19 protein-coding genes and 1 riboswitch are annotated in these 17,811 nt (G+C 74.2%); of the genes, 8 read left to right on the forward strand and 11 right to left on the reverse strand.

Annotated features, from left to right (window positions below; translation table 11 throughout):
* On the reverse strand, positions 1 to 633 hold a 633-nt coding region (locus tag MA879_RS11355; RefSeq protein WP_248126507.1), incomplete at its 3' end, for an MFS transporter.
* Between the two features lie 30 nt (positions 634 to 663).
* Positions 664 to 1,242 carry an acyl-CoA thioesterase gene (locus MA879_RS11360; RefSeq protein WP_248126509.1) on the reverse strand — a complete coding sequence of 193 codons (579 nt, stop codon included), beginning with the start codon at positions 1,240 to 1,242 and terminating at the stop codon, positions 664 to 666.
* Positions 1,243 to 1,364: 122 nt separating this feature from the next.
* Here MA879_RS11360 and MA879_RS11365 point away from each other — a divergent pair, with 122 nt between their 5' ends.
* Positions 1,365 to 2,420 (forward strand): agmatine deiminase family protein, encoded by a 1,056-nt coding sequence (locus MA879_RS11365; RefSeq protein ID WP_248126512.1) that lies wholly within the window; start codon positions 1,365 to 1,367, stop codon positions 2,418 to 2,420.
* Here MA879_RS11365 and MA879_RS11370 read toward each other — a convergent pair.
* Positions 2,359 to 3,753 carry an AI-2E family transporter gene (locus MA879_RS11370; RefSeq protein WP_248126515.1) on the reverse strand — a complete coding sequence of 465 codons (1,395 nt, stop codon included), beginning with the start codon at positions 3,751 to 3,753 and terminating at the stop codon, positions 2,359 to 2,361. The genes MA879_RS11365 and MA879_RS11370 overlap by 62 nt on opposite strands.
* A 46-nt stretch (positions 3,754 to 3,799) precedes the next feature.
* A riboswitch (TPP riboswitch) is annotated at positions 3,800 to 3,905 on the forward strand.
* Between the two features lie 79 nt (positions 3,906 to 3,984).
* Here MA879_RS11370 and MA879_RS11375 point away from each other — a divergent pair.
* The 7 genes from MA879_RS11375 (at position 3,985) to MA879_RS11405 (ending at position 11,826) form a co-directional block, all read left to right on the forward strand.
* Positions 3,985 to 5,100 carry a thiamine ABC transporter substrate-binding protein gene (locus MA879_RS11375; protein WP_248126518.1) on the forward strand — a complete coding sequence of 372 codons (1,116 nt, stop codon included), beginning with the start codon at positions 3,985 to 3,987 and terminating at the stop codon, positions 5,098 to 5,100.
* Positions 5,100 to 6,821: an ABC transporter permease gene (locus tag MA879_RS11380; RefSeq protein WP_248126521.1), complete on the forward strand. Its 1,722-nt coding sequence runs from the start codon at positions 5,100 to 5,102 to the stop codon at positions 6,819 to 6,821. The genes MA879_RS11375 and MA879_RS11380 overlap by 1 nt, the downstream gene beginning before the upstream one ends.
* Complete coding sequence (locus MA879_RS11385) at positions 6,821 to 7,564, forward strand: ABC transporter ATP-binding protein (protein WP_248126524.1); 744 nt, start codon at positions 6,821 to 6,823, stop codon at positions 7,562 to 7,564. Before MA879_RS11380 ends, MA879_RS11385 begins: the two co-directional genes overlap by 1 nt.
* A gap of 10 nt (positions 7,565 to 7,574) precedes the next feature.
* A complete protein-coding gene (locus MA879_RS11390) occupies positions 7,575 to 8,093 on the forward strand; it encodes a TetR family transcriptional regulator (RefSeq protein ID WP_248126527.1) in 519 nt (172 codons plus the stop codon).
* A 218-nt stretch (positions 8,094 to 8,311) separates the two neighbouring features.
* Positions 8,312 to 9,865: an RNase H family protein gene (locus MA879_RS11395; protein WP_248126529.1), complete on the forward strand. Its 1,554-nt coding sequence runs from the start codon at positions 8,312 to 8,314 to the stop codon at positions 9,863 to 9,865.
* Positions 9,866 to 9,894: 29 nt separating this feature from the next.
* Positions 9,895 to 11,421 carry an alanine/glycine:cation symporter family protein gene (locus MA879_RS11400; protein WP_248126532.1) on the forward strand — a complete coding sequence of 509 codons (1,527 nt, stop codon included), beginning with the start codon at positions 9,895 to 9,897 and terminating at the stop codon, positions 11,419 to 11,421.
* A 105-nt stretch (positions 11,422 to 11,526) separates the two neighbouring features.
* The gene (locus tag MA879_RS11405; protein WP_135029269.1) at positions 11,527 to 11,826 is read left to right on the forward strand and encodes a hypothetical protein; all 300 of its coding nucleotides are present in this window, start codon (positions 11,527 to 11,529) and stop codon (positions 11,824 to 11,826) included.
* 131 nt (positions 11,827 to 11,957) lie between these two features.
* Here MA879_RS11405 and MA879_RS11410 read toward each other — a convergent pair whose 3' ends face one another.
* The 8 genes from MA879_RS11410 to MA879_RS11445 form a co-directional block, all read right to left on the reverse strand.
* Positions 11,958 to 12,692 carry a DUF305 domain-containing protein gene (locus tag MA879_RS11410; protein WP_248126535.1) on the reverse strand — a complete coding sequence of 245 codons (735 nt, stop codon included), beginning with the start codon at positions 12,690 to 12,692 and terminating at the stop codon, positions 11,958 to 11,960.
* A gap of 129 nt (positions 12,693 to 12,821) precedes the next feature.
* Positions 12,822 to 13,469 (reverse strand): DUF2238 domain-containing protein, encoded by a 648-nt coding sequence (locus tag MA879_RS11415; RefSeq protein ID WP_248126538.1) that lies wholly within the window; start codon positions 13,467 to 13,469, stop codon positions 12,822 to 12,824.
* Positions 13,470 to 13,479: 10 nt separating this feature from the next.
* A complete protein-coding gene (locus MA879_RS11420; protein WP_248126541.1) occupies positions 13,480 to 14,211 on the reverse strand; it encodes a 4a-hydroxytetrahydrobiopterin dehydratase in 732 nt (243 codons plus the stop codon).
* Positions 14,208 to 14,510 (reverse strand): hypothetical protein, encoded by a 303-nt coding sequence (locus tag MA879_RS11425; protein ID WP_248126544.1) that lies wholly within the window; start codon positions 14,508 to 14,510, stop codon positions 14,208 to 14,210. Before MA879_RS11425 ends, MA879_RS11420 begins: the two co-directional genes overlap by 4 nt.
* Positions 14,507 to 14,716 carry a hypothetical protein gene (locus tag MA879_RS11430; RefSeq protein ID WP_248126547.1) on the reverse strand — a complete coding sequence of 70 codons (210 nt, stop codon included), beginning with the start codon at positions 14,714 to 14,716 and terminating at the stop codon, positions 14,507 to 14,509. Before MA879_RS11430 ends, MA879_RS11425 begins: the two co-directional genes overlap by 4 nt.
* A gap of 75 nt (positions 14,717 to 14,791) precedes the next feature.
* The gene (locus MA879_RS11435) at positions 14,792 to 17,332 is read right to left on the reverse strand and encodes a GmrSD restriction endonuclease domain-containing protein (protein ID WP_248126549.1); all 2,541 of its coding nucleotides are present in this window, start codon (positions 17,330 to 17,332) and stop codon (positions 14,792 to 14,794) included.
* Between the two features lie 60 nt (positions 17,333 to 17,392).
* Entirely contained in the window at positions 17,393 to 17,515 is a 123-nt protein-coding gene (locus MA879_RS11440) for a recombinase family protein (protein WP_248126552.1), read from the reverse strand.
* A partial coding sequence (locus MA879_RS11445; RefSeq protein ID WP_248126554.1) for a type IIL restriction-modification enzyme MmeI occupies positions 17,512 to 17,811 on the reverse strand: 300 nt, incomplete at its 5' end. The genes MA879_RS11445 and MA879_RS11440, both read right to left, overlap by 4 nt.

Consider the following 17,811-nt stretch of genomic DNA (forward strand, 5'->3'; position numbering starts at 1 on the left):
GGCGACGGCGGCCGAGGCACCGGACGCGGCCGGCAGCGGGGGCGCGGCCGCCACCGCGACCGCCCACAGCACAGCGGCGAGCCCGGCGGCCGCGAGCGCGGCCCCGGTCCAGCCGAGGGCGAGGGCGGCCGCGGGGAAGGACAGGCCCGCCACCAGCTGGGCGACCTGCACGCCGGACTGCTTCACCCCGATCCACCCGATGCGCCGCTCGGCCGGGACCACGGTGCGGATGATCCGGTTGGTGGTGGGGTTGGAGATCGCCTGGGTGACGCCGGCGACGGCGGCCGCCGCATAGAGCGCCCCCAGCGTGGGGGCGAACGCGCCCACGGCCAGGGCCGCGGCCGAGCCGCCGAAGATGATGCTCACCTGCGCCCGGGAGGACAGGCGGTCCGCCGCCCGGCCCAGGACCACGGACGTCGCCGCGGCCGAGGCGAACACCACCGTCAGCACGGTGCCCAGCCGACCGGAGGTCACCCCGAGCCGCTCGATCACCACGGTGGAGGACGCGGAGACGCCGTAGTTGAACAGGGTGCCCACGCCCATGGCCGCCAGCAGCACCAGCAGCAGGCCGGTGCCGGGCGTGCCGGGCTCCCCCGCCGGGTCGGGCCGGGAGGAGGGGGCGGGGGGCGTCACGGGACCAGGGTAGACCGGCCCCCGGCGCGCTCAGGCGCGGGCGGCGTCCGGCTCCCACACGTGCGGCATCGGGGTGCGCGCGGACGGCAGGGCGATGCGTCCGCGCCACTCGTGCAGCCACTCGGGCAGGACCGGCTCGGCGGAGAGGTCGTGTCCGAGCTCGGCCAGCAGGGCGCGCAGGTCCTCGTTGGGGACGGGTGTGCCGTCCTTGGCGCGCAGTCGGCCGCAGACGATCGCGCGCACGGCCAGGTCCCCGTCCACCACGGCGCGGTGCTCGATCCACATGGCCCGCTCGTCCAGGCCGAGGAGGCGGGTCTCCACGGTGAACGCGGTGCCGAGGGTCACGGAGCGGCGGAAGGCGATCTGCTCGGCCTGCACGACGGGCAGCCAGCCCCGGTCCCGGCAGGCCTTCCACAGGCCGGTGCGGACCATGAGGTCGAAGCGGCCGAGGTCGAACAGGCCGAAGTACTGGCCGTTGTTGACGTGCCCGGCGAAGTCCACGTCCGTGGGCAGGGCGCGCAGGGGCAGTGAGGCGGGTTCCCAGATGCCCAGGCGGGATCGGCGTCGGGCGCGGGCGAGGACGAGGAGGGTGCGGGGCAGCAGGTGCATGAGTCCACTCTGCCACGTCCGGGGCGCGCCGTAGAGTGGAGGATTCGGGCGGCCCGCCCCCGCCGGTTCCGTCCCGCGCCTCCCCGCGTCCCATCCCGCCCCACCGACAGGACCTCCCCGCCATGTCCGAGCCCGGCACCGCCCGGCCCCGTCCGCACGCCGCCGCCCCCTGGGCCGAGCCGGAGCGGATCTGGCTCGCGCTGCCCACGGCGCACCCCGCGCCGGGCGCGCTGGACGAGGCGCGGGACGCCGTCGCCGGGCTGGCCGAGTCCGCGGCCGCCGTCGGGCAGGTGTCCGTGCTCGTGGACCCGGAGGACCGCGGCGCCGCCCGCCTGCTGCCCCGCGCCGCTGAGCGCGTGCCGGCCCGTGTGCGCACGCCCCTGATCGGACGCACCGGACCCACGTTCGTGCACGCCGGGGACGCCGTGGAGGCCGTGCACTGGCGCCTGCCCTCCGCCACCCAGGGCGGCCCGGAGGGCCACGACGCCGAGGCCGGCACCGTCGTCGCCCGCGCCGCGGGCCTGCCCCTCCACACCCCGCTGCTGGCCGCGCCGCCGGCCACGTGGGCCACGGACGGCGAGGGCACCGCGGTGGCCTCCACCCTGCTCCTGGACGCGGGCCCCAACGACGGCTGGGGGCAGGCTCGGGTGGAGGAGGCCCTCGCGGACCTGCTGGGGATCGAGCGCGTCCTGTGGCTGCCCGCGGCCGCCCACCGGGAGGCCGGGCCCCACGGCGGGCTCGCCCATCTGCACCCGTGGGTGCGGTTCACGGCCCCGGGCGCGGTCTCGGTGAACTGGCAGTCCGGCCGGCTGCACCCGGACCACGCCCCCGGCGCGGCCGCCGTGCACGTGCTCACCGGCGCCCAGGACGCCCGCGGCCGCACGCTCCAGGTGCACACGGTGCCCCCGGCCGTGCCCGAGCCCGGCGCCGCGCCCGAGGGCACCGGGCCGCGCTCGCTGCTGGACACGGTGCGGCTGGGCGCCGCCCACGTGCTGCGCCCGGCCTTCGCGGACCCGGAGACGGACGCCCGCGCCGCGGCCGAGGCCGCCCGCCTGCACCCGGGACTGGAGCAGGTGCCGTTCCCCCAGCCGCCCGTGCTGCGCCTGCTCGGCGCGTTCAGCGACCTGCTGCTCCCCCAGCCGCGCCCGGCGTCCCCCGCTCCGGCTCCGGAGGACTGACCCCGTCCACACGGGGGGACATCAGCGGCGAGGACGGACCGCCCTCCCGCTCGGCCTCCCGGGCGGCCAGGCGCACGCGCTCCTGTGCGGCGGCGTCCAGGGACACGGAGCCGGCGTCGGCGTCCTCGCCGGCGGCGTGGGATCCCACCACGTCCTTCGGGCGGCGCAGCAGCGCCAGCAGGGAGGACTGGCGCATCTCCATGCCCTTCAGGTCCGAGGCGATCAGCGAGTTGACCCACCGGGAGCCGGGGTCGGCGTCGATCAGGACCGCCTTCACCAGCAGCGTGCAGGGCAGGGCGAGGATGGCCCCGAGCGGGCCCAGCACCCACGCCCAGAACAGCAGGGACAGGAAGCTGACGGTGGGGACCACGCCCACCGCGTCCCCGGCGACCTTCGGCTGGATGATGGACTGGAGCACGAAGTTCAGCACGGAGTAGCTGACCACCACCCCCAGGAACGCGCCCCAGCCGCCCTCCATGAGCCCCAGCAGGGCCGGGGGGATCAGGCCGATCACGAAGCCGATGTTCGGGATGTAGTTGGTCAGGAAGCTCAGGACCCCCCACACGAGCACCATGGGCACGCCGATGGCCATGAGCGCCACCACGTCCAGGACCGCGACGATCAGGCCGAAGACGGTGGTGACGATCCAGTACCGGCGCACGCCGTGCGCGAAGTCCAGCAGCGCGCGGCCGAGCTCGTGGCGGGCGGTGTTGAGCAGGTCCACGCGGCGCTCCACGGCCATGGAGTCCATGGCGAGGAAGAACATGCCCATGATCACGGTGGCCAGCAGGCCCACCACGGCGTAGATGTTGGTGGCGATCGTGGTGAGGGCGGTGACCGCGGCCCCGGAGACGGCCTGCAGGTCGATCTGCGCCAGGCGCGAGTTGACCATGTCCGGGGTGACGCCCATGGTCCCCAGCCAGGCGACCACGTCCTGCACGATCCGCTCGAACTGGGCCGCGTACTCCGGCAGCGCGGTGATCAGCTCCAGCGCTGACCACAGCAGCATCCCGACGACGACGGCCAGCACCGAGCACACCAGCAGCACCGTGGCGGCGGCGCCGAGCACGGGGTGCACGCCGCGGCGGATCAGCCACGACTGCAGCGGGTACGCGACGATCACGAGGTTCAGGCCCAGGAACACGGGCGCGACGATCTGGGAGATCCCCTGGACGAACTGCACCACCACCACGAGGCCGGCCAGGGTCAGCACGATGACCAGCATGCGCGGCCACATGCGGTGGGGCCGGCGGATGTCCCAGTCGGAGACGGGGGCGGAGACGCCCCCGGAGGAGGAGGGACCGGCGTCGGCGGAGGATGCGGAGGCGCTCACGCGCAGGAGTCTACGGCGCGCCCCGGACGGGGTAGGCTCCCAGCACACACATCGACAGGGGAGCGCCGCCACGGCGCTGAGAGTGCGGTCCGCCGCAGACCCTCGAACCTGCTCCGGCCAGCACCGGCGAAGGAAGTCGAGACCTCCTCCCGGGGGCCCCGAGCCGGTGGCGCCCCGGCGCCGCCGCCGCGGAGACACCCCGGCCCCTCCCGCATCGCAGGAGGAAACCGCATGTCCCGTCCCGTCCGCATCCGCACCGGCCTCGCCGCGCTGTCCCTGGCCGCCCTGGCCCTCACCGGCTGCTCCGTCTCCGCCCCGTCCGGCGGCTCCGCCTCGTCCACGGCGGGCTCGTCGCCTGCGGCGGGCGCCGCGTCCGGCTCCGGCTCGTCCGCCCCCGCCCAGGACAAGGGCACCGTCACGATCCTCACCCACGACTCGTTCGCCCTCCCCGACGATCTGATCGCCCGCTTCGAGCAGGAGTCCGGCTACACCCTGGTGACCACCGCGCCGGGGGACGCCGGCGCCGTCGTGAACCAGGTGCTGCTCTCGAAGGACGCCCCCGTGGCGGACGGCGTATACGGCGTGGAGGACCACTCCGCGCACCGCCTCGTGGGCCAGGAGGCCGTGGCGCCCTTCACCCCCGCGGACCTGCCGGCCTCGGCGCAGGACCTCGTGGTGGGGGACGCGATGACCCCCGTGGACCGCGGTCAGGTCTGCTTCAACACGGATCCGGCCTGGTTCGAGGAGAACGGCGTGGCCGAGCCCACGGACCTCGACCAGCTGCGCGAGCCGCAGTACGCGGAGCTCACCGCCGTGACCTCCCCCGTCACCTCCTCCCCCGGCCTGGCGCTGCTGGCCGCCACCACCGCCGAGTACGGCGAGGACGGCTGGCAGGGCTGGTGGCGGGACCTGCTCGAGGGCGGGGCGAAGGTGGACGCGTCCTGGTCGGACGCCTACGCCGTGGACTTCTCCGGCGGCGAGGGGAAGGGCGAGTTCCCGATCGTGCTGTCCTACTCCTCCTCCCCCGCGTTCGCCCCGGAGACGGCGGTCCTCGAGGACTCCTGCACCCCGCAGGTGGAGTACGCCGGCGTCCTGGCCGGGGCCGAGAACCCCGAGGGCGCGCAGGCGTTCGTGGAGTTCATGCTCACCGAGGACGTGCAGGCCGCGATCCCGGACACCATGTACATGTACCCCGTGGACGACGCCGTCGCCCTGCCCGCCGAGTGGGAGCAGAACGCCCCGCTGGTCGAGGACCCCATCACCCCCGACCCGGCGGCGTTCGACGCCCGCCGCGAGGAGCTGCTGAAGGAGTGGACCGCCCTCGCCGAGGAGGTCCAGGGCTCCTGATGCCCTCCCCCGCCACCACGACGCCGGCCCGCCCGCCCCGCCGACGCCCCGCCGGGGCCGGCGCAGGCGCCGGATGGGCGGCGGCCGGCGTCGTGCCCGTGGCGTTCCTGCTGGTGTTCTTCGCGTGGCCCGTGGCCGCGATGCTCTGGCGCGGGGTGGCCGGCGTGGACGCCGCCGGGGACCCCACGGGCGCGCTGGACCTCAACGCGTTCGCGGAGGTCCTGGGCCGCGAGCGGACGTGGCGGATCCTCGGCCAGACCCTCGGGATGGCCGCCGCCGGCACCGTCGCCTCCGTGGCCCTGGGCCTGCCCGCCGCGTTCGTGCTGCACCGCCGCGCCTTCCCCGGCCGGAAGCTGCTGCGTGCCGTGGTGCTGGTCCCCTTCGTGCTGCCCACCGTGGTGGTGGGCGTGGCGTTCCGGGCCCTGCTGGCCCCCGGCGGGCCGTTCGGCTGGACGGGCCTGGACCAGACCACCGCCGCCGTCGTGCTGGCCATGGTCTTCTTCAACGTCTCCGTGGTGGTGCGCCAGGTGGGCGCCCTGTGGTCCGCGCTGGACTCCCGCCAGGCGGAGGCCGCCCGCACGCTGGGCGCCTCGCCGGCCCGGGCCTTCCGCACGGTCACCCTGCCGCAGCTGGCGCCGGCGCTCGCGGGCGCGGCGGCGCTGGTGTTCCTGTTCTGCGCGTCCGCGTTCGGCATCGTGCAGACCCTCGGCCGCCCCGGCTACGGCACTCTCGAGTCCGAGATCTGGGTGCAGACCGCCGTCTACCTCGACCTGCGCACCGCCGCCGTGTTCTCCACCCTGCAGCTGGCCGTGGTGCTGGCGGCGGTGGCGCTGTCCGGGGTGACGGCGGCCCGCGCCCGGCGGGCGCTGCGGCTCGGCACGGCCCCGCTGCGGCCCTTGACCCGCGCCGATGCGCTGCCGGCCGCGGCCACCGCGCTCACCGGCGCGCTCGTGCTCGCCCCGCTGGCGGCGCTCGTCATCCGCTCCTTCCGCTCCCCGGAGGGCTGGGGGCTGCGCAACTACGCGCTGCTGGCCACGAGCCCCGGCACCGGGTTCGCCGGGGGTGTCACCCCGCTCGAGGCCCTGGAGCAGTCCGCGCGCACGGCCCTGGACGCCACCGTGCTCACCCTGGCCGTGTCCGTGCCCCTGGCCCTGCTGCTCACCCGCCCGTTCCGCTCCGGCGCGGCCCGGACCGCCCAGCGTGCCCTCGACGGGGCGCTGCTGCTGCCGCTGGGGGTGTCCGCGGTGACGGTGGGCTTCGGGTTCGTGGTGTCCCTGCGCGTGCAGGTCCCCGAGCTGGCCGCCTCGGGGGCGCTCGTGCCGATTGCGCAGGCCGTGGTGGCCGTGCCCCTGGCCGTGCGCGCGCTGGTGCCCGTGCTCGCCGCGGTGGACCCGCGCCTGCGGGAGGCCGCCCGCACCCTGGGCGCCGGCCCGGCGCGGGTGCTGGCCACCGTGGACGGGCCGTTCCTGCTGCGCGGGGTGGGCCTGGCGGCCGGGTTCGCGTTCGCCGTGTCCCTCGGGGAGTTCGGCGCCACGAGCTTCCTGGCCGCCGCGGACCGGCCCACGCTGCCCGTGCTCATCGCGCGCCTGCTGGGCCGGCCCGGCGCGGACAACTACGGCATGGCCCTGGCCGCCGCCACGGTGCTGGCCGTGCTCAGCGCCGGCGTCATGCTGGCCTGCGAGCGGCTGCGCCCGCGCGAGGCCGGATCGGGAGGGATCTGATGGACACGCACACCGCGGGGCGCCGCCCCGCCCACCACCAGGACGACGACGCGCCCCGCCCTCGCGGGGCCGCGCTGCGCCTGCGCGGGGTCGCCGTCGCGTATCCGGACGGCTCCGTCCCCGTGACCCGCGCGGACCTGGACGTGGCCCCGGGCGAGATCGTGGCGCTCGTGGGCGCCTCCGGCTCGGGCAAGTCCACCGTGCTGCGCGGGATCGCGGGGCTGGAGGACGTGGTGGCCGGGACGGTGGAGATCGACGGCACGGAGGTGTCCGGCGCCGCGGGGGGCCGGCCCGTGCCCGTCCACCGCCGCGGCGTGGGACTCGTGTTCCAGGACGGGCAGCTGTTCCCGCACCGCACGGTGGCCCGCAACGTGGTCTACGGACTCGAGGCCGCCGGGTGGGGCCGGGTCCGCCGCCGTGCGCGCGTGGCCGAGCTGCTGGAGCTTGTGGGCCTGACGGAGCTGGCGGGCCGCCCCGTGCGGACGCTCTCCGGCGGCCAGGCCCAGCGCGTGGCCCTGGCCCGCTCGCTCGCCCCCGCCCCGCGCGTGCTCCTGCTGGACGAGCCCCTCTCCGCCCTCGACGCCGACCTGCGCGCCCGGCTGGCCCGCCAGATCCGGGCGGTGCTGCAGGCGGAGGGCACGAGCGCCGTCGTGGTCACGCATGACGCGGATGAGGCCGCCGTCATGGCGGACCGGACCGTGCGGATGGGCGAGGGCGGGGTCCTGGACGACGCCGGGCGGTAGCCTGCCGTCCATGACCCCTCCCCCGCCCCGTGGCCGCCTGAGCGCGGAGGACGTGGTGGACGCCGCCGTCGCGATCCTGCAGGACTTCGGCATGGGGGACCTCTCGATGCGCCGCGTCGCCGCGGTGCTGGGCGTGCAGGCCTCTGCGCTGTACTGGCACGTCCCGGACAAGCAGACGCTGCTGGCGCGGGTGGCGGACCGGATCGTGGCGGAGATCGAGCACGCGGCCGCGGCACGGCGCGGCACCGGCGGTGACGGGGGCCTGGCGGAGGCGGCGGAGGCGGCCGAGGAGGTGCTGCTGCGCCACCGCGACGGCGCCGAGGTCCTCACCACGGCCCTCGCCCTGGGCCTCGGCGGGCTGGGCCTGCACCGGCTGCTGACCGCCGCCGCGCCCACGCCGGCGGAGGGCGAACGGGCCCTGGCGCTGGTGCTGGGCACCGTGTCCCTGCGGCAGCAGCGCGCGCAGGCCGAGGCCCTCGGCGTGGCCACCGGCCCGGACGTCCAGCGCCGACGTGCGGGCGTGCTCTGACCGGCGGCCGGGAATCCACAGATCCTCAGCCCTGCCCTGCGCGGAGTCGGCTCACTAGGGTGTAACGGACATCGGGTGCCGTGCCGGTGATCGACCCGCCGGCCGGGACCCACCGACCAACGCATCGCCCCGGACCCGGCTCACATGTCCGGGGCGATCCCGCACAGACCGCCGGTGGAGACATGGGAGCACTCAGCAATCATCCTCGGGAGGGGCAGGTGAGGTCCCTCCATTTCGACGTCGACGCCTCGACCCCCGACGATCTGCTGGACGCTCTCTGGGCCTTCACCGGCCCGGGCGCCCAGCTCATGGGCACGCCGATCCCCGACGGTGCCTTCGTGGACCCGGACCGGCCCACGGACCAGTCGCTCCAGGACCGCAGCGGCAGCCACGCCCTCCGGACCTCCCTTTCCGCGCAGGCCGCGGCCCGTACGGCGGGGCGACCCGCCGTACGGCCCGGGGCACACGCGGGCTCCTCGGCCCTGATCCGCCACCCCTCCCGCCACGCGGGCGGGCTCGTGCGGCTGCCCGCCGTGGATCTCACGGCCACGCCCTGGTCCCCCGCCGGCTTCCTGGAGCCCGCGCCGCCCCTGCCCGCACTGCCCCGACCGGCGGGGCCCCGCCCGGCGCCGCCGCGGATGCGCGTGCGCACCGACGGCGTCCGCGTGGTGGCCCGGCCCCTCGCGATGCTCCCCGGCGTGGACCACGGCCGCGCGCTGCGGGTGGACCTGCACCCGGTGCAGGACGGGATCGTGTTCGTGGCCCGTCACCTGGAGCTGCGCGAGCTCGGGGACGACGTCAAGGGCACGGTCCTGGCCGGTGTGGTCCCCGTGACCCAGCTGGACCGGTTCTGGGCCACCGTGGCCGAGGACCTGCCCGCCGGTCGGCCGGTGATCGTGCGCCTGCGCACGGACGCGGACGCCGTGCTGCTCTCCCTCCTGCGGGCGCTCGCACCGCCGGAGCTGCATGTGGTCTCCTACCGGCTCGACGAGTCCCCCGTGGGCTCCCAGCGCTCGAGCTACCTGCTCCCGGACGTGGATGCCGCCGCCGTGGCCGCCACGGGCGCGGTCCGGGCCTCGCTCGAGGCCCTCCGCGCCGAGCAGCAGGTCTCCGAGGACGCCGCCCGCGCGGGCCGCGTGCTGCTCGCCCGCCGCCGCGTGGAGCGCCATCTGCGACGCACGGCGCCGCAGCTGATGCACAGCCTGTCCTTCTCCGACCCCGCCGAGGTGCGCCACGTGTACGTGGACGGTTCGGTGCTCCGTGGCACCCGCACGGGTGGCGCCGCGGCCGTGACACCCTCCGGGCCGTGGGCCGCCCACGCCCTGCCCGGCGTCACCCTGCCGCTCGAGGCGGAGCTCGAGGCGCTGGCCCTGGGCCACCTGATCGCCGCGTGGTCCGGCCACGCGGACGAGCGCGTGGTCATCCACTCGGACTCCCGCGCCGCCCTGGCCCTGCTGCGGGACGCCCATCGCGAGCGCCTCACCCTCGGCGACGCCCGCGGCGAGCGCGTCCGCCGCGCCCTGCGTCGCCTGCTGGCCGCCGTCGACCTCGCGGAGACGGCCGGCGTCGAGGTGAGCACGGTGTGGGTCAAGGGCCACGCCGGCACCCGGGGCAACGAGCTCGCCGACGACGTCGCCCGCTCGGCCGCCCGCAACACGGCGGCAGGGGTGGAGCCGGAGGACCTGCGTCGGCGGATCGGCCATCTCGTGGAGCTGTGGGAGACCACCCTGGGGCGAGGTCTGCCCGACGAAGCCGAATCCGACGATCTCTGACACGCCTGTCAACCCCTAGGCTTCTCTCCATGGAAGCTCTCACTGACGCCATCAGCGCGTTCAACAACTGGTACTGGTACGTGGTGATGGCGCTGCTCGCCGTCGCGGGCGTGTGGTTCACCGTCCGCACCGTGGGCGTGCAGGTGCGCATGCTCCCGGAGATGCTGCGCTCCGTGGTGGCGAAGGGACCCGAGACCGGCGCCGACGACGGCGTCTCCCCCTTCCGCGCCTTCACCATCTCCGCGGCCTCCCGTGTGGGCACCGGCAACGTCGCGGGCGTGGCGATCGCCATCGTGCTGGGCGGGCCGGGCGCGGTGTTCTGGATGTGGGTCATGGCGCTCATCGGCGGCGCCACCGCGTTCGTGGAGTCCACCCTCGCCCAGCTGTACAAGCGCAAGGGCAGGGACGGGTTCTACGGCGGCCCGGCGTACTACATCCGTGACGGGCTGGGCCAGAAGTGGCTGGCGGCCCTGTTCGCCGTCGCGATCACGGTGACGTACGGCTTCGTGTTCAACGCTGTGCAGTCCAACTCGATCTCCGAGTCCGTGCAGGCCAACTGGGGCACCTCCACCACCACTGCGTGGATCGTGGGCGTGGGCCTGGCCGTGCTGACCGCCCTCGTGATCTTCGGCGGCGTGCGCCGCCTGTCCGCCGTCACCAACGTCATCGTGCCGATCATGGCCGTGGCCTACATCGTCGTGGCGCTGATCGTGGTGATCGTGAACATCACCGAGGTCCCGGCGATGCTCGCGCACATCGTGCGCCACGCCCTCGGCCTCGAGCAGGTGGCGGGCGCCGCCGTCGGCATGGCGATGGTGATGCAGGGCGTGCGCCGCGGCATGTTCTCCAACGAGGCCGGCATGGGCTCGGCCCCGAACGCGGCCGCCGCGGCCGCCGTGTCCCACCCCGCCAAGCAGGGCTTCGTGCAGTCGCTCGGCGTGTACTTCGACACGTTGCTGGTGTGCACCGCCACCGCCTTCATCGTGCTGCTCTCCGAGCCGACGTTCGGCGACAAGAGCGCCCTCGGCATGGCGGTCACCCAGGGTGCGCTGCAGCAGGCCGTGGGCGCCTGGGCCGGCCCGTTCCTCACCGTGGTGATCTTCTTCCTGGCGTGGTCCTCCGTGCTGGGCAACACCTACTACGGCGAGGCGAACATCCAGTACCTGGCCGGGGACCGGGCGCCGGCGTTCATCACCGCGTTCCGCGTCCTCGTGCTGCTGTGCGTGGTGGGCGGCGCCCTGGGCACTGTGAACCTCGTGTGGAACCTCGCGGACACCTTCGCCGCGCTCATGGCCACCATCAACCTCGTGGCGATCATCCCGCTGGGCGGGCTCGCCGTGAAGCTGCTCAAGGACTACGAGCGCAAGCTCAAGGCCGGTGAGGACCCGCACTTCCGCGTGTCCGACCTCCCGGAGGCCAAGAACGTGCCCCTGTGGCGGGACGGCGAGACCGAGCTGATGCGCACGGTGCCCGGCGCCGGCTCCCCCGCGGAGCTGCACCGGCAGGGCCTGCCGCTGCGCAAGCCCCGCGGCGGTTCGGGCTCCTCCGCACGCTGACGGCACGGGCGCGCCCCCGCCATGGACGCCGCCGGGTGCCCGCGGGCTACCGTGGACGCACTGCGCGCGGCGAAGGGCGGCGCGCACTCGAGAAGGAGCATGACCATGGGTCTGAAGAACGATCTCCTCCGCGCCCTGCGCAGCCAGTCCACCGGCGGCCGGAGCTACGGCCAGTCCTCCCGCGGCCGCGGCGGATACGTCAGCGCCGGCCGGTCCGGCGGCCTGGGCGGCATGCTCGGCGGCCTGCTCTCCGGCGGCAACGCCCGGGCTGGCCGCGGCGCCCGCTTCGGCACCGGCACCGCCTACGGCCGTCCGTCCGTCAACGCCCGCCGCTCCGGCGGCCGCGACATGCTGATGCGCGAGGGCATGCGCCTGCTGCAGCGCCAGCTCGGCCGCCGCCGCTGAGCGCCCCCGGCGGGTCCACGGACCCGCCTCGGGGCCAGCGCCCCGGACACCACGACGCCGGCCCGTCTCCTCCCGGAGGCGGGCCGGCGTCGTCGTGTGCCGGGGCGTGTCGCGGCGGCCCGTCCGGCAGGTCAGAGACCGGCGAGCATGTCCTCCATCTGCGCGATCTCCTCCTCCTGGGCGGCGATCACGTCCTCGGCGAGGGCGCGCGCCTGGGGGTTCTCACCGTCCTCCAGCTCGGTCTGGGCCATGTCCACGGCGCCCCGGTGGTGCTCGACCATGCCCTCGAGGAAGAGGCGGGCGGCCTCGGGGCCGTCGGCGTCGCGCAGGTCCTGCAGCTGCTCCTCCGTCAGCATCCCGGCCATGCCGCCGTGGCCGGAGTGGTCCATGTGCTGGGCGTCGGTGACGCCCCACGCGGCGAGCATGTCCTGCATGCGCGTGATCTCGGGGGCCTGCGCGGCCTCGATCCGCTGGGCCAGGGCGCGCACGTCCTCCGGGACGCCCTCCTTGTCCAGAACGACCCGGCTCATCTCGAGGGCCTGCTCGTGGTGCGGGACCATCATCTGCGCGAACATCACGTCCGCGGGGCCGTGCTCCTCGGAGATCGCCTCGGCCGCGGCCGTGGAGGACGCCTCGGACGGGGCCGCAGACGACGCCGAGCCGTCCCGCGCGCCGCCGGTGGGGGCGGAGCTGGTGGTGGTCGGGTCCGTGGTCGGGGCCGCCGTCGAGGGCTCGGTGCCCGCGGAGGAGGCGGCGGCGTCCGCGCTCGCGGCCGGGGTGTCGTCCGTGTCTGTGGTGCCGCAGCCGGTCACGGTCAGGGCGGCGGCGAGGGTCAGACCCGTCAGGGCGAGGGGGGTGCGGTGCATGCCGGGGGTTCCTTCCGTCGGTCGGCCCCGGGGTGGGGCCGCTTGATCAGCAGGGTAGGACGGACCGCTGACAGGACGCCGGGAAGGGGATGCCCGCACCGCAGCGCCCGGTGGGCGGCGCCCGCCTGGTCAGGCCCCGGTGAAGCGGGAGAGCCAGGCGAAGCGGCCGCGGGTGCGGTGCGCGTACAGGGCGAACGCCACGATCAGGGCCCCGAGCGTGCCGACGATCATGTCCGTCATGGTGTCCGTGTTGCCCTTCTGCGTCTGCGCGCCGAGCGCCTGGTCGGCGGTGAACTCGGCGATCTCCCAGGTCAGGGCCACAAGCGAATGCAGCGCCATCACCAGGAGCGCCTCGAGCCCGGGCGGCAGGGTGACGCCCCGGCGGGCGGCGGCGGATCCCAGGAGGAGGACGCAGCCCAGCGCGATGGGCACCCCGGAGTAGAAGTGCACGAGGGCGTCCCACCACGGCCAGGCGTCATAGCCCCCGAGCGCGGCGCCCACCCACGGGGCGGCGAGCAGCAGGGCCGCGTACATCGCGTGCAGCGCGGTGGGCAGGCGGACGCGGAAGGCGCGCTCGACGGCGATCGTCACGGGGACCACCGTCGCGATCTGCAGGCTGAGGGCCGCCGCCTCGCGGTGGCCCTGGGCTGCGAGGACGGCGGCTCCGATCAGGAGGACGATGGCCGCGAGGATCAGGGGCGAGCGCCGGACGAGGGCCCGCTGGCGGGAGCCGGGGTCGGGGCGGGCGTCGGGGTGGGTGTCGAGGTGCGGTGTCATGGCGGGGGGCTCAGGCGGACGGCGGGACGGCATCGGGCACCAGTTCGTAAGCGAAGGCGGGGCGGACGGCGTCGTCGTCCTCCAGGGCGACGACGGCGGGCACCCGCCGGTAGCCGGGACCTTCGAAGGCATCGAGGCGGTCCCAATGGTCCGGGAGGTCGGCGGAGACGAGCAGCTGAGCGGGGACGTCGGTGACGTGGGCGGGCGGGGCGGGGGCGGCCGTGCCGGCGAGGACCACCCCCGGGTAGCCGGTGGCAGCGCCGACCCCGCTGGCGTGGAGCACGCCGCGGACGGTGCCGGACGTCCACGTCCCGCGGACGCCGTTCATCACGTGGGCGTTCGCGCGGCCCGGCGCGAGGGTCCCGTAGGCGGCCAGGGCGTGCGGGGCGAGGACCTCGCTCGCGAGGCGGACGACGGTGCGGGCCAGGCGGACGTCCCGGGAGGTGAGGGCGCGGACGTCGTGGCTGTGCATGCGCACCGCCAGGCGGCCGTAGGACACGGTGAGGTCCGGGTGGTGGTCGGCGGCCTCCGCCGCCTCTCCGATCCGGTTCGCCAGGGCCAGGGCCGTGGCGAAGTCGCCGGTGGCGTAGGTGACGGCGAGCTCGGGCGGGGTGTCGGCGGGGGTGGCGGCGACGGACCAGCCGGCCAGCTCGGACGCGGCCGCGAGCGCGACGGCGACGTCCGCGGGATCGAGCGGGCGCAGGGCCGGTGTGGTGGCGAGGTGCTCCAGGGCTGGCGTCATGGAGCCATGATGCCCGGTGGCGTACGTCCGCGGAGCCGACGGCCGGCGTCGTCCTCGAGGACCAGCTTGTCCTGGGGGTCGGTGAGCGCGTGCACCAGATCCGCGATCTGCGCGGTGGTCTCCAGCCGGTGCCAGTCCGGGTCTGCCTCACCGCAGACCGTGGCGGTCCACCAGAGGTCGGTCGCTGGAGCGGGCGAGGCCATCCACTCGACGGCCTCACGGGGCGGTTCGAGGAGCTCGACGGTGCCGGCGGTCCGGTCCGTGTCGACGGCGTCGGGGGTGCTGCTGCGCGTGCTCATCGGAACATCTTCAGGACGTCGCCCAGCCCGACCGTGGTGCGCCGGTAGACGGCGTTGTAGGCGGCGCGCTTTGGATCGCGCAGCCAGCCCATCCCCTTGCGGCCGTAGCCGGGGATGACCTGGCGCTTGATCGCACGCTTGGCGCGGCCCGTGGTGCGGGCCTTGATGGACTTCTTCAGGCTGGGCTTGCGGAGACCGATCTTCATGGGGCGAGCGTACTGGGTGGGGTGGACGGGGTGAGGGGGTCGGCGCCTCGTCAGGACCTGCCCCTGGCAGGGCTGTCAGGCACTTCTGTCGTCCTCCTGGACGGTGTGCAGGAACCACTCCAGCGCGTCGAGGAACGCCTCCTGCGCCGCGGCCGGCTGAAGGGTCTGCGGCCTGATGCTCGGGCGCCGGCGGAGAGACTCGGGGCCGAATTCCACCCCGGGGATGTGATTCAGTCGTCCCCGGAATTCGTCGAGAAGCGTCTCGTCCGTGAAGGGAGCCCACTTCGCCAGATGATAGAAGACGACCTCGACGCCGTATGTCGGGTACAGGATCACCGGCCAGATGGCGCGTGCTGACGTGCGCGGGACGACCAAGAAACAACCGCCGGCGGCATTGTCCGCGAATTCCGCCCGGCCACCGCGCTCGACCCAGCCTCGTTGGACCTCGATCATCGCGCGGGCCGATTCGGGATCGTTGTGGTCGTGAAGTCGGTCGACCCAGCGGTCCCGCAGCGCAGGGTCGTTGCCCGGGGCGGCGAGCGACCGGGGATCGGTCAGGTCGACGTCGACGTCGATGAGCTCGGCGAGCTGCTCCGCCACCAGCCGCTGGCCGCCGTCGGCCCGTCCGTCCTCGGAGAAGCGCACGCCTTCGGCTGCGAGGACGTCGTGCGGATCGTCCGTGCGGTGGACGTCGGTCCACCGGAAGGACGGAGAGACGGTGCCTCCTGCCTGGAGCACACGATGGGCGTGCGGCAGGGCAGTCCGTGCGAGGTAGGTCCCCACGGGGACCGGATGGCTTCCGATCAGCCGTGCCAGTTCGCCGTAGGAGGTCCAGGACCCGGCGGGAATGGCCGCGACGGCATCCGACAGCGTCTGCCAGGCCGTGTGGGCGACCCCGGAGGCGGCCTCGGCTGAGGGCCCCGGCCAGATGCCGACGATCCGGTCCGCCAGCCGCTCGGCGCGAGCACGGATCTGCGCGGGACCCCATACCGGCTCAGCGGAGATCTCCTGGTTCATGCGGATGCCGCTCTTGGCCAGCTCCGCACGCTTGACCGCGAAGGGCCCATTGCTCAGCTCGCTGTTGTACCCGGTGAGGGTGAGGTTGCCCAAGGTGTGCAGGAGCTCGGTGTGCACCTCTCGAAGGTCCTGGTGCGCCTCGAGCTGGCCGGCCAGAGCGCGCTCCCACTCCTCCGTGAGGGTCTGCGGCATGACGTGCTCGATGGTCGCGCTGTCGAGGTCCACCGGCTCCTTGCTGCCGTACGACTCCTCGATCCACCGGAGGATCAGCTTCCGGTGGGCCGCCCGGCCCGTCGTGTAGAAGGGTGCCGTCATCACGGCCTGGCGGATCTGATCGTCGGAGGCGAAGTGCTTCCGTCCGCTGGAGAGGAAGCGCTGCAGGGCATCCGCCGGATCGTCCTGACCCTGGATGTCGGCCGTGGCCGCGAGCAAGGTGGTGTTGAGACCGTCGGAGTAGCGGCCGAAGACGAGGCGTCGGACCAGGTACGACTCGAGGTAGAGGAGCGCACGGGCCAGTTCGTCCGAGTCGATGTCCCCCAAGGACCGGCGCTCCATCAGGTGCAGTGTGATCGGGAACGTCGTCGTCGTGCGCCAGGCGCGCAGGCGCGCCAAACGGAACCGCACTGCGGCATCCTTCTCCTTCTCCGGACGGAGCATGACGTCGTAGAGACGCCCCAATGCCAGGAACCGCTCGACTTCCGCCCTGACCTGCGACTCGTCCTGCAGGTCACGCATGCGACGCTGCTGCCCCGCGTAGATCTCGGTCTGGCGGACCTTGGGATCCTGTTGCACCAGGTCAAGCCAGAACAGCGTCTCCAGTTCCTCATTGGAGAGCAGGTTCTGCAACGGGAGCCACAGGGTGGTGTAGACCTCATCCGCCCGTGTGGGCAGCTGCATGAACAGGTAGTTCCTGAGCAGGTCGCCCTGGGTGAGCTTGAGGCCGGTGTTGTTCAGCGACTCGAAGATGCGGTGGGCGTTGTCGTTCTCCCCGGTGGTCACGGACACGATCGACAGGCCGGCGACGACGGCGGACTCGACCTCCGCCAAGGTCAGCGGCTCCTCTTCACCGTCGGCAGACGGTTGACTCAACCCGAGCAGCTTCGTCAGGAAGAACTGGTGGGCTTCGCTGATCCTGGAGCCTTCGGCAGCGTCCGGGGCGTGCTCGATCCGCCCGCGGTAGGCGGCACGGTCGGCCTGGGTGGGCAGGACCTTGTACCGGAGATCGCCGTCCTCCCACTTGTTGACCAGGTACTTCTCGTTGACCCGATCGGCGTGCATGGGGCCTTCGTGCTCAGCCCGGTGGTCGCGGACAGCGGCGAGGAGGAGCGTCAGCGTCGTCAGCCGCTGCTGCCCGTCCACCACGAGCCACCGCTGGACGCCGCCGGGCCCGTTGTCCCGGAAGCCGGCGAGAACGAGGGAGCCGATGAAGTGGGTTGCCGATGGGTTGTCCCGCCGGTGGTCGGCGACGTCCACGACGTCCTCCCACAGTCGCTGCCACTGCGGGCGTCCCCAGGAGTACGTCCGCTGATAGAGCGGGACCGTGTACTGGTAGGAGCCCCCGAGGAGTTCCTGAAGGGTGACTTCACGCGCGGCGACCATGGGACGAGCTTAACGGGGGCCCTGAGGCCAGATCGTCCCGAGGTGTCAGGGCCGTTCGGTTCAGGCCCCGGAGAGCCGGTCCTGGAAGATCTTCGAGCAGCCGGCCTGCCTCAGGGCGGTCTGCTGGGTCTGGAGGGAGCCCTCCTGGTCGCGGGTTCTCATGCGGGCGTAGCCGATCTTCACGAGGTAGCCCCGACGGCCTTGGCGTACAGCTCGAACAGATGCGCGACCAAGTCAGCTTCGTCCACGCCAGGCTCCAGCCCATAGGCCCGCTCCACAGCCTCGTCGAGGGCCTTGTGGGCCCTGAACAGCGCTGGGTACAGCAACTCTGTCCCGGGCTTGTACATCGTCTCTAGGTGTTGTGGGTCATGAGGTTCTTGGCACGAGGCCCGGGCTGAGATGAGACGAGCGGGCCCCGCCCGGCAGGATGGAAGTTCCTCAACAACCCATCCGCTGGAAAGAGCCCGCTCATGACCCAC

It is taken from the genome of Micrococcus lacusdianchii, assembly GCF_023155805.1.
Taxonomy (GTDB): domain Bacteria; phylum Actinomycetota; class Actinomycetes; order Actinomycetales; family Micrococcaceae; genus Micrococcus; species Micrococcus lacusdianchii.

What these genes read in the sequence shown, in the direction of transcription:
- MA879_RS11360 (WP_248126509.1), bottom strand. Translation starts at nt 1,242, where the DNA reads ATGCACCTGCTGCCCCGCACCCTCCTCGTCCTCGCCCGCGCCCGACGC.
- MA879_RS11365 (WP_248126512.1), top strand. Translation starts at nt 1,365, where the DNA reads ATGTCCGAGCCCGGCACCGCCCGGCCCCGTCCGCACGCCGCCGCCCCC.
- MA879_RS11375 (WP_248126518.1), top strand. Translation starts at nt 3,985, where the DNA reads ATGTCCCGTCCCGTCCGCATCCGCACCGGCCTCGCCGCGCTGTCCCTG.
- MA879_RS11380 (WP_248126521.1), top strand. Translation starts at nt 5,100, where the DNA reads ATGCCCTCCCCCGCCACCACGACGCCGGCCCGCCCGCCCCGCCGACGC.
- MA879_RS11385 (WP_248126524.1), top strand. Translation starts at nt 6,821, where the DNA reads ATGGACACGCACACCGCGGGGCGCCGCCCCGCCCACCACCAGGACGAC.
- MA879_RS11390 (WP_248126527.1), top strand. Translation starts at nt 7,575, where the DNA reads ATGACCCCTCCCCCGCCCCGTGGCCGCCTGAGCGCGGAGGACGTGGTG.
- MA879_RS11400 (WP_248126532.1), top strand. Translation starts at nt 9,895, where the DNA reads ATGGAAGCTCTCACTGACGCCATCAGCGCGTTCAACAACTGGTACTGG.
- MA879_RS11405 (WP_135029269.1), top strand. Translation starts at nt 11,527, where the DNA reads ATGGGTCTGAAGAACGATCTCCTCCGCGCCCTGCGCAGCCAGTCCACC.
- MA879_RS11410 (WP_248126535.1), bottom strand. Translation starts at nt 12,692, where the DNA reads ATGCACCGCACCCCCCTCGCCCTGACGGGTCTGACCCTCGCCGCCGCC.
- MA879_RS11415 (WP_248126538.1), bottom strand. Translation starts at nt 13,469, where the DNA reads ATGACACCGCACCTCGACACCCACCCCGACGCCCGCCCCGACCCCGGC.
- MA879_RS11420 (WP_248126541.1), bottom strand. Translation starts at nt 14,211, where the DNA reads ATGACGCCAGCCCTGGAGCACCTCGCCACCACACCGGCCCTGCGCCCG.
- MA879_RS11425 (WP_248126544.1), bottom strand. Translation starts at nt 14,510, where the DNA reads ATGAGCACGCGCAGCAGCACCCCCGACGCCGTCGACACGGACCGGACC.
- MA879_RS11430 (WP_248126547.1), bottom strand. Translation starts at nt 14,716, where the DNA reads ATGAAGATCGGTCTCCGCAAGCCCAGCCTGAAGAAGTCCATCAAGGCC.
- MA879_RS11435 (WP_248126549.1), bottom strand. Translation starts at nt 17,332, where the DNA reads ATGGTCGCCGCGCGTGAAGTCACCCTTCAGGAACTCCTCGGGGGCTCC.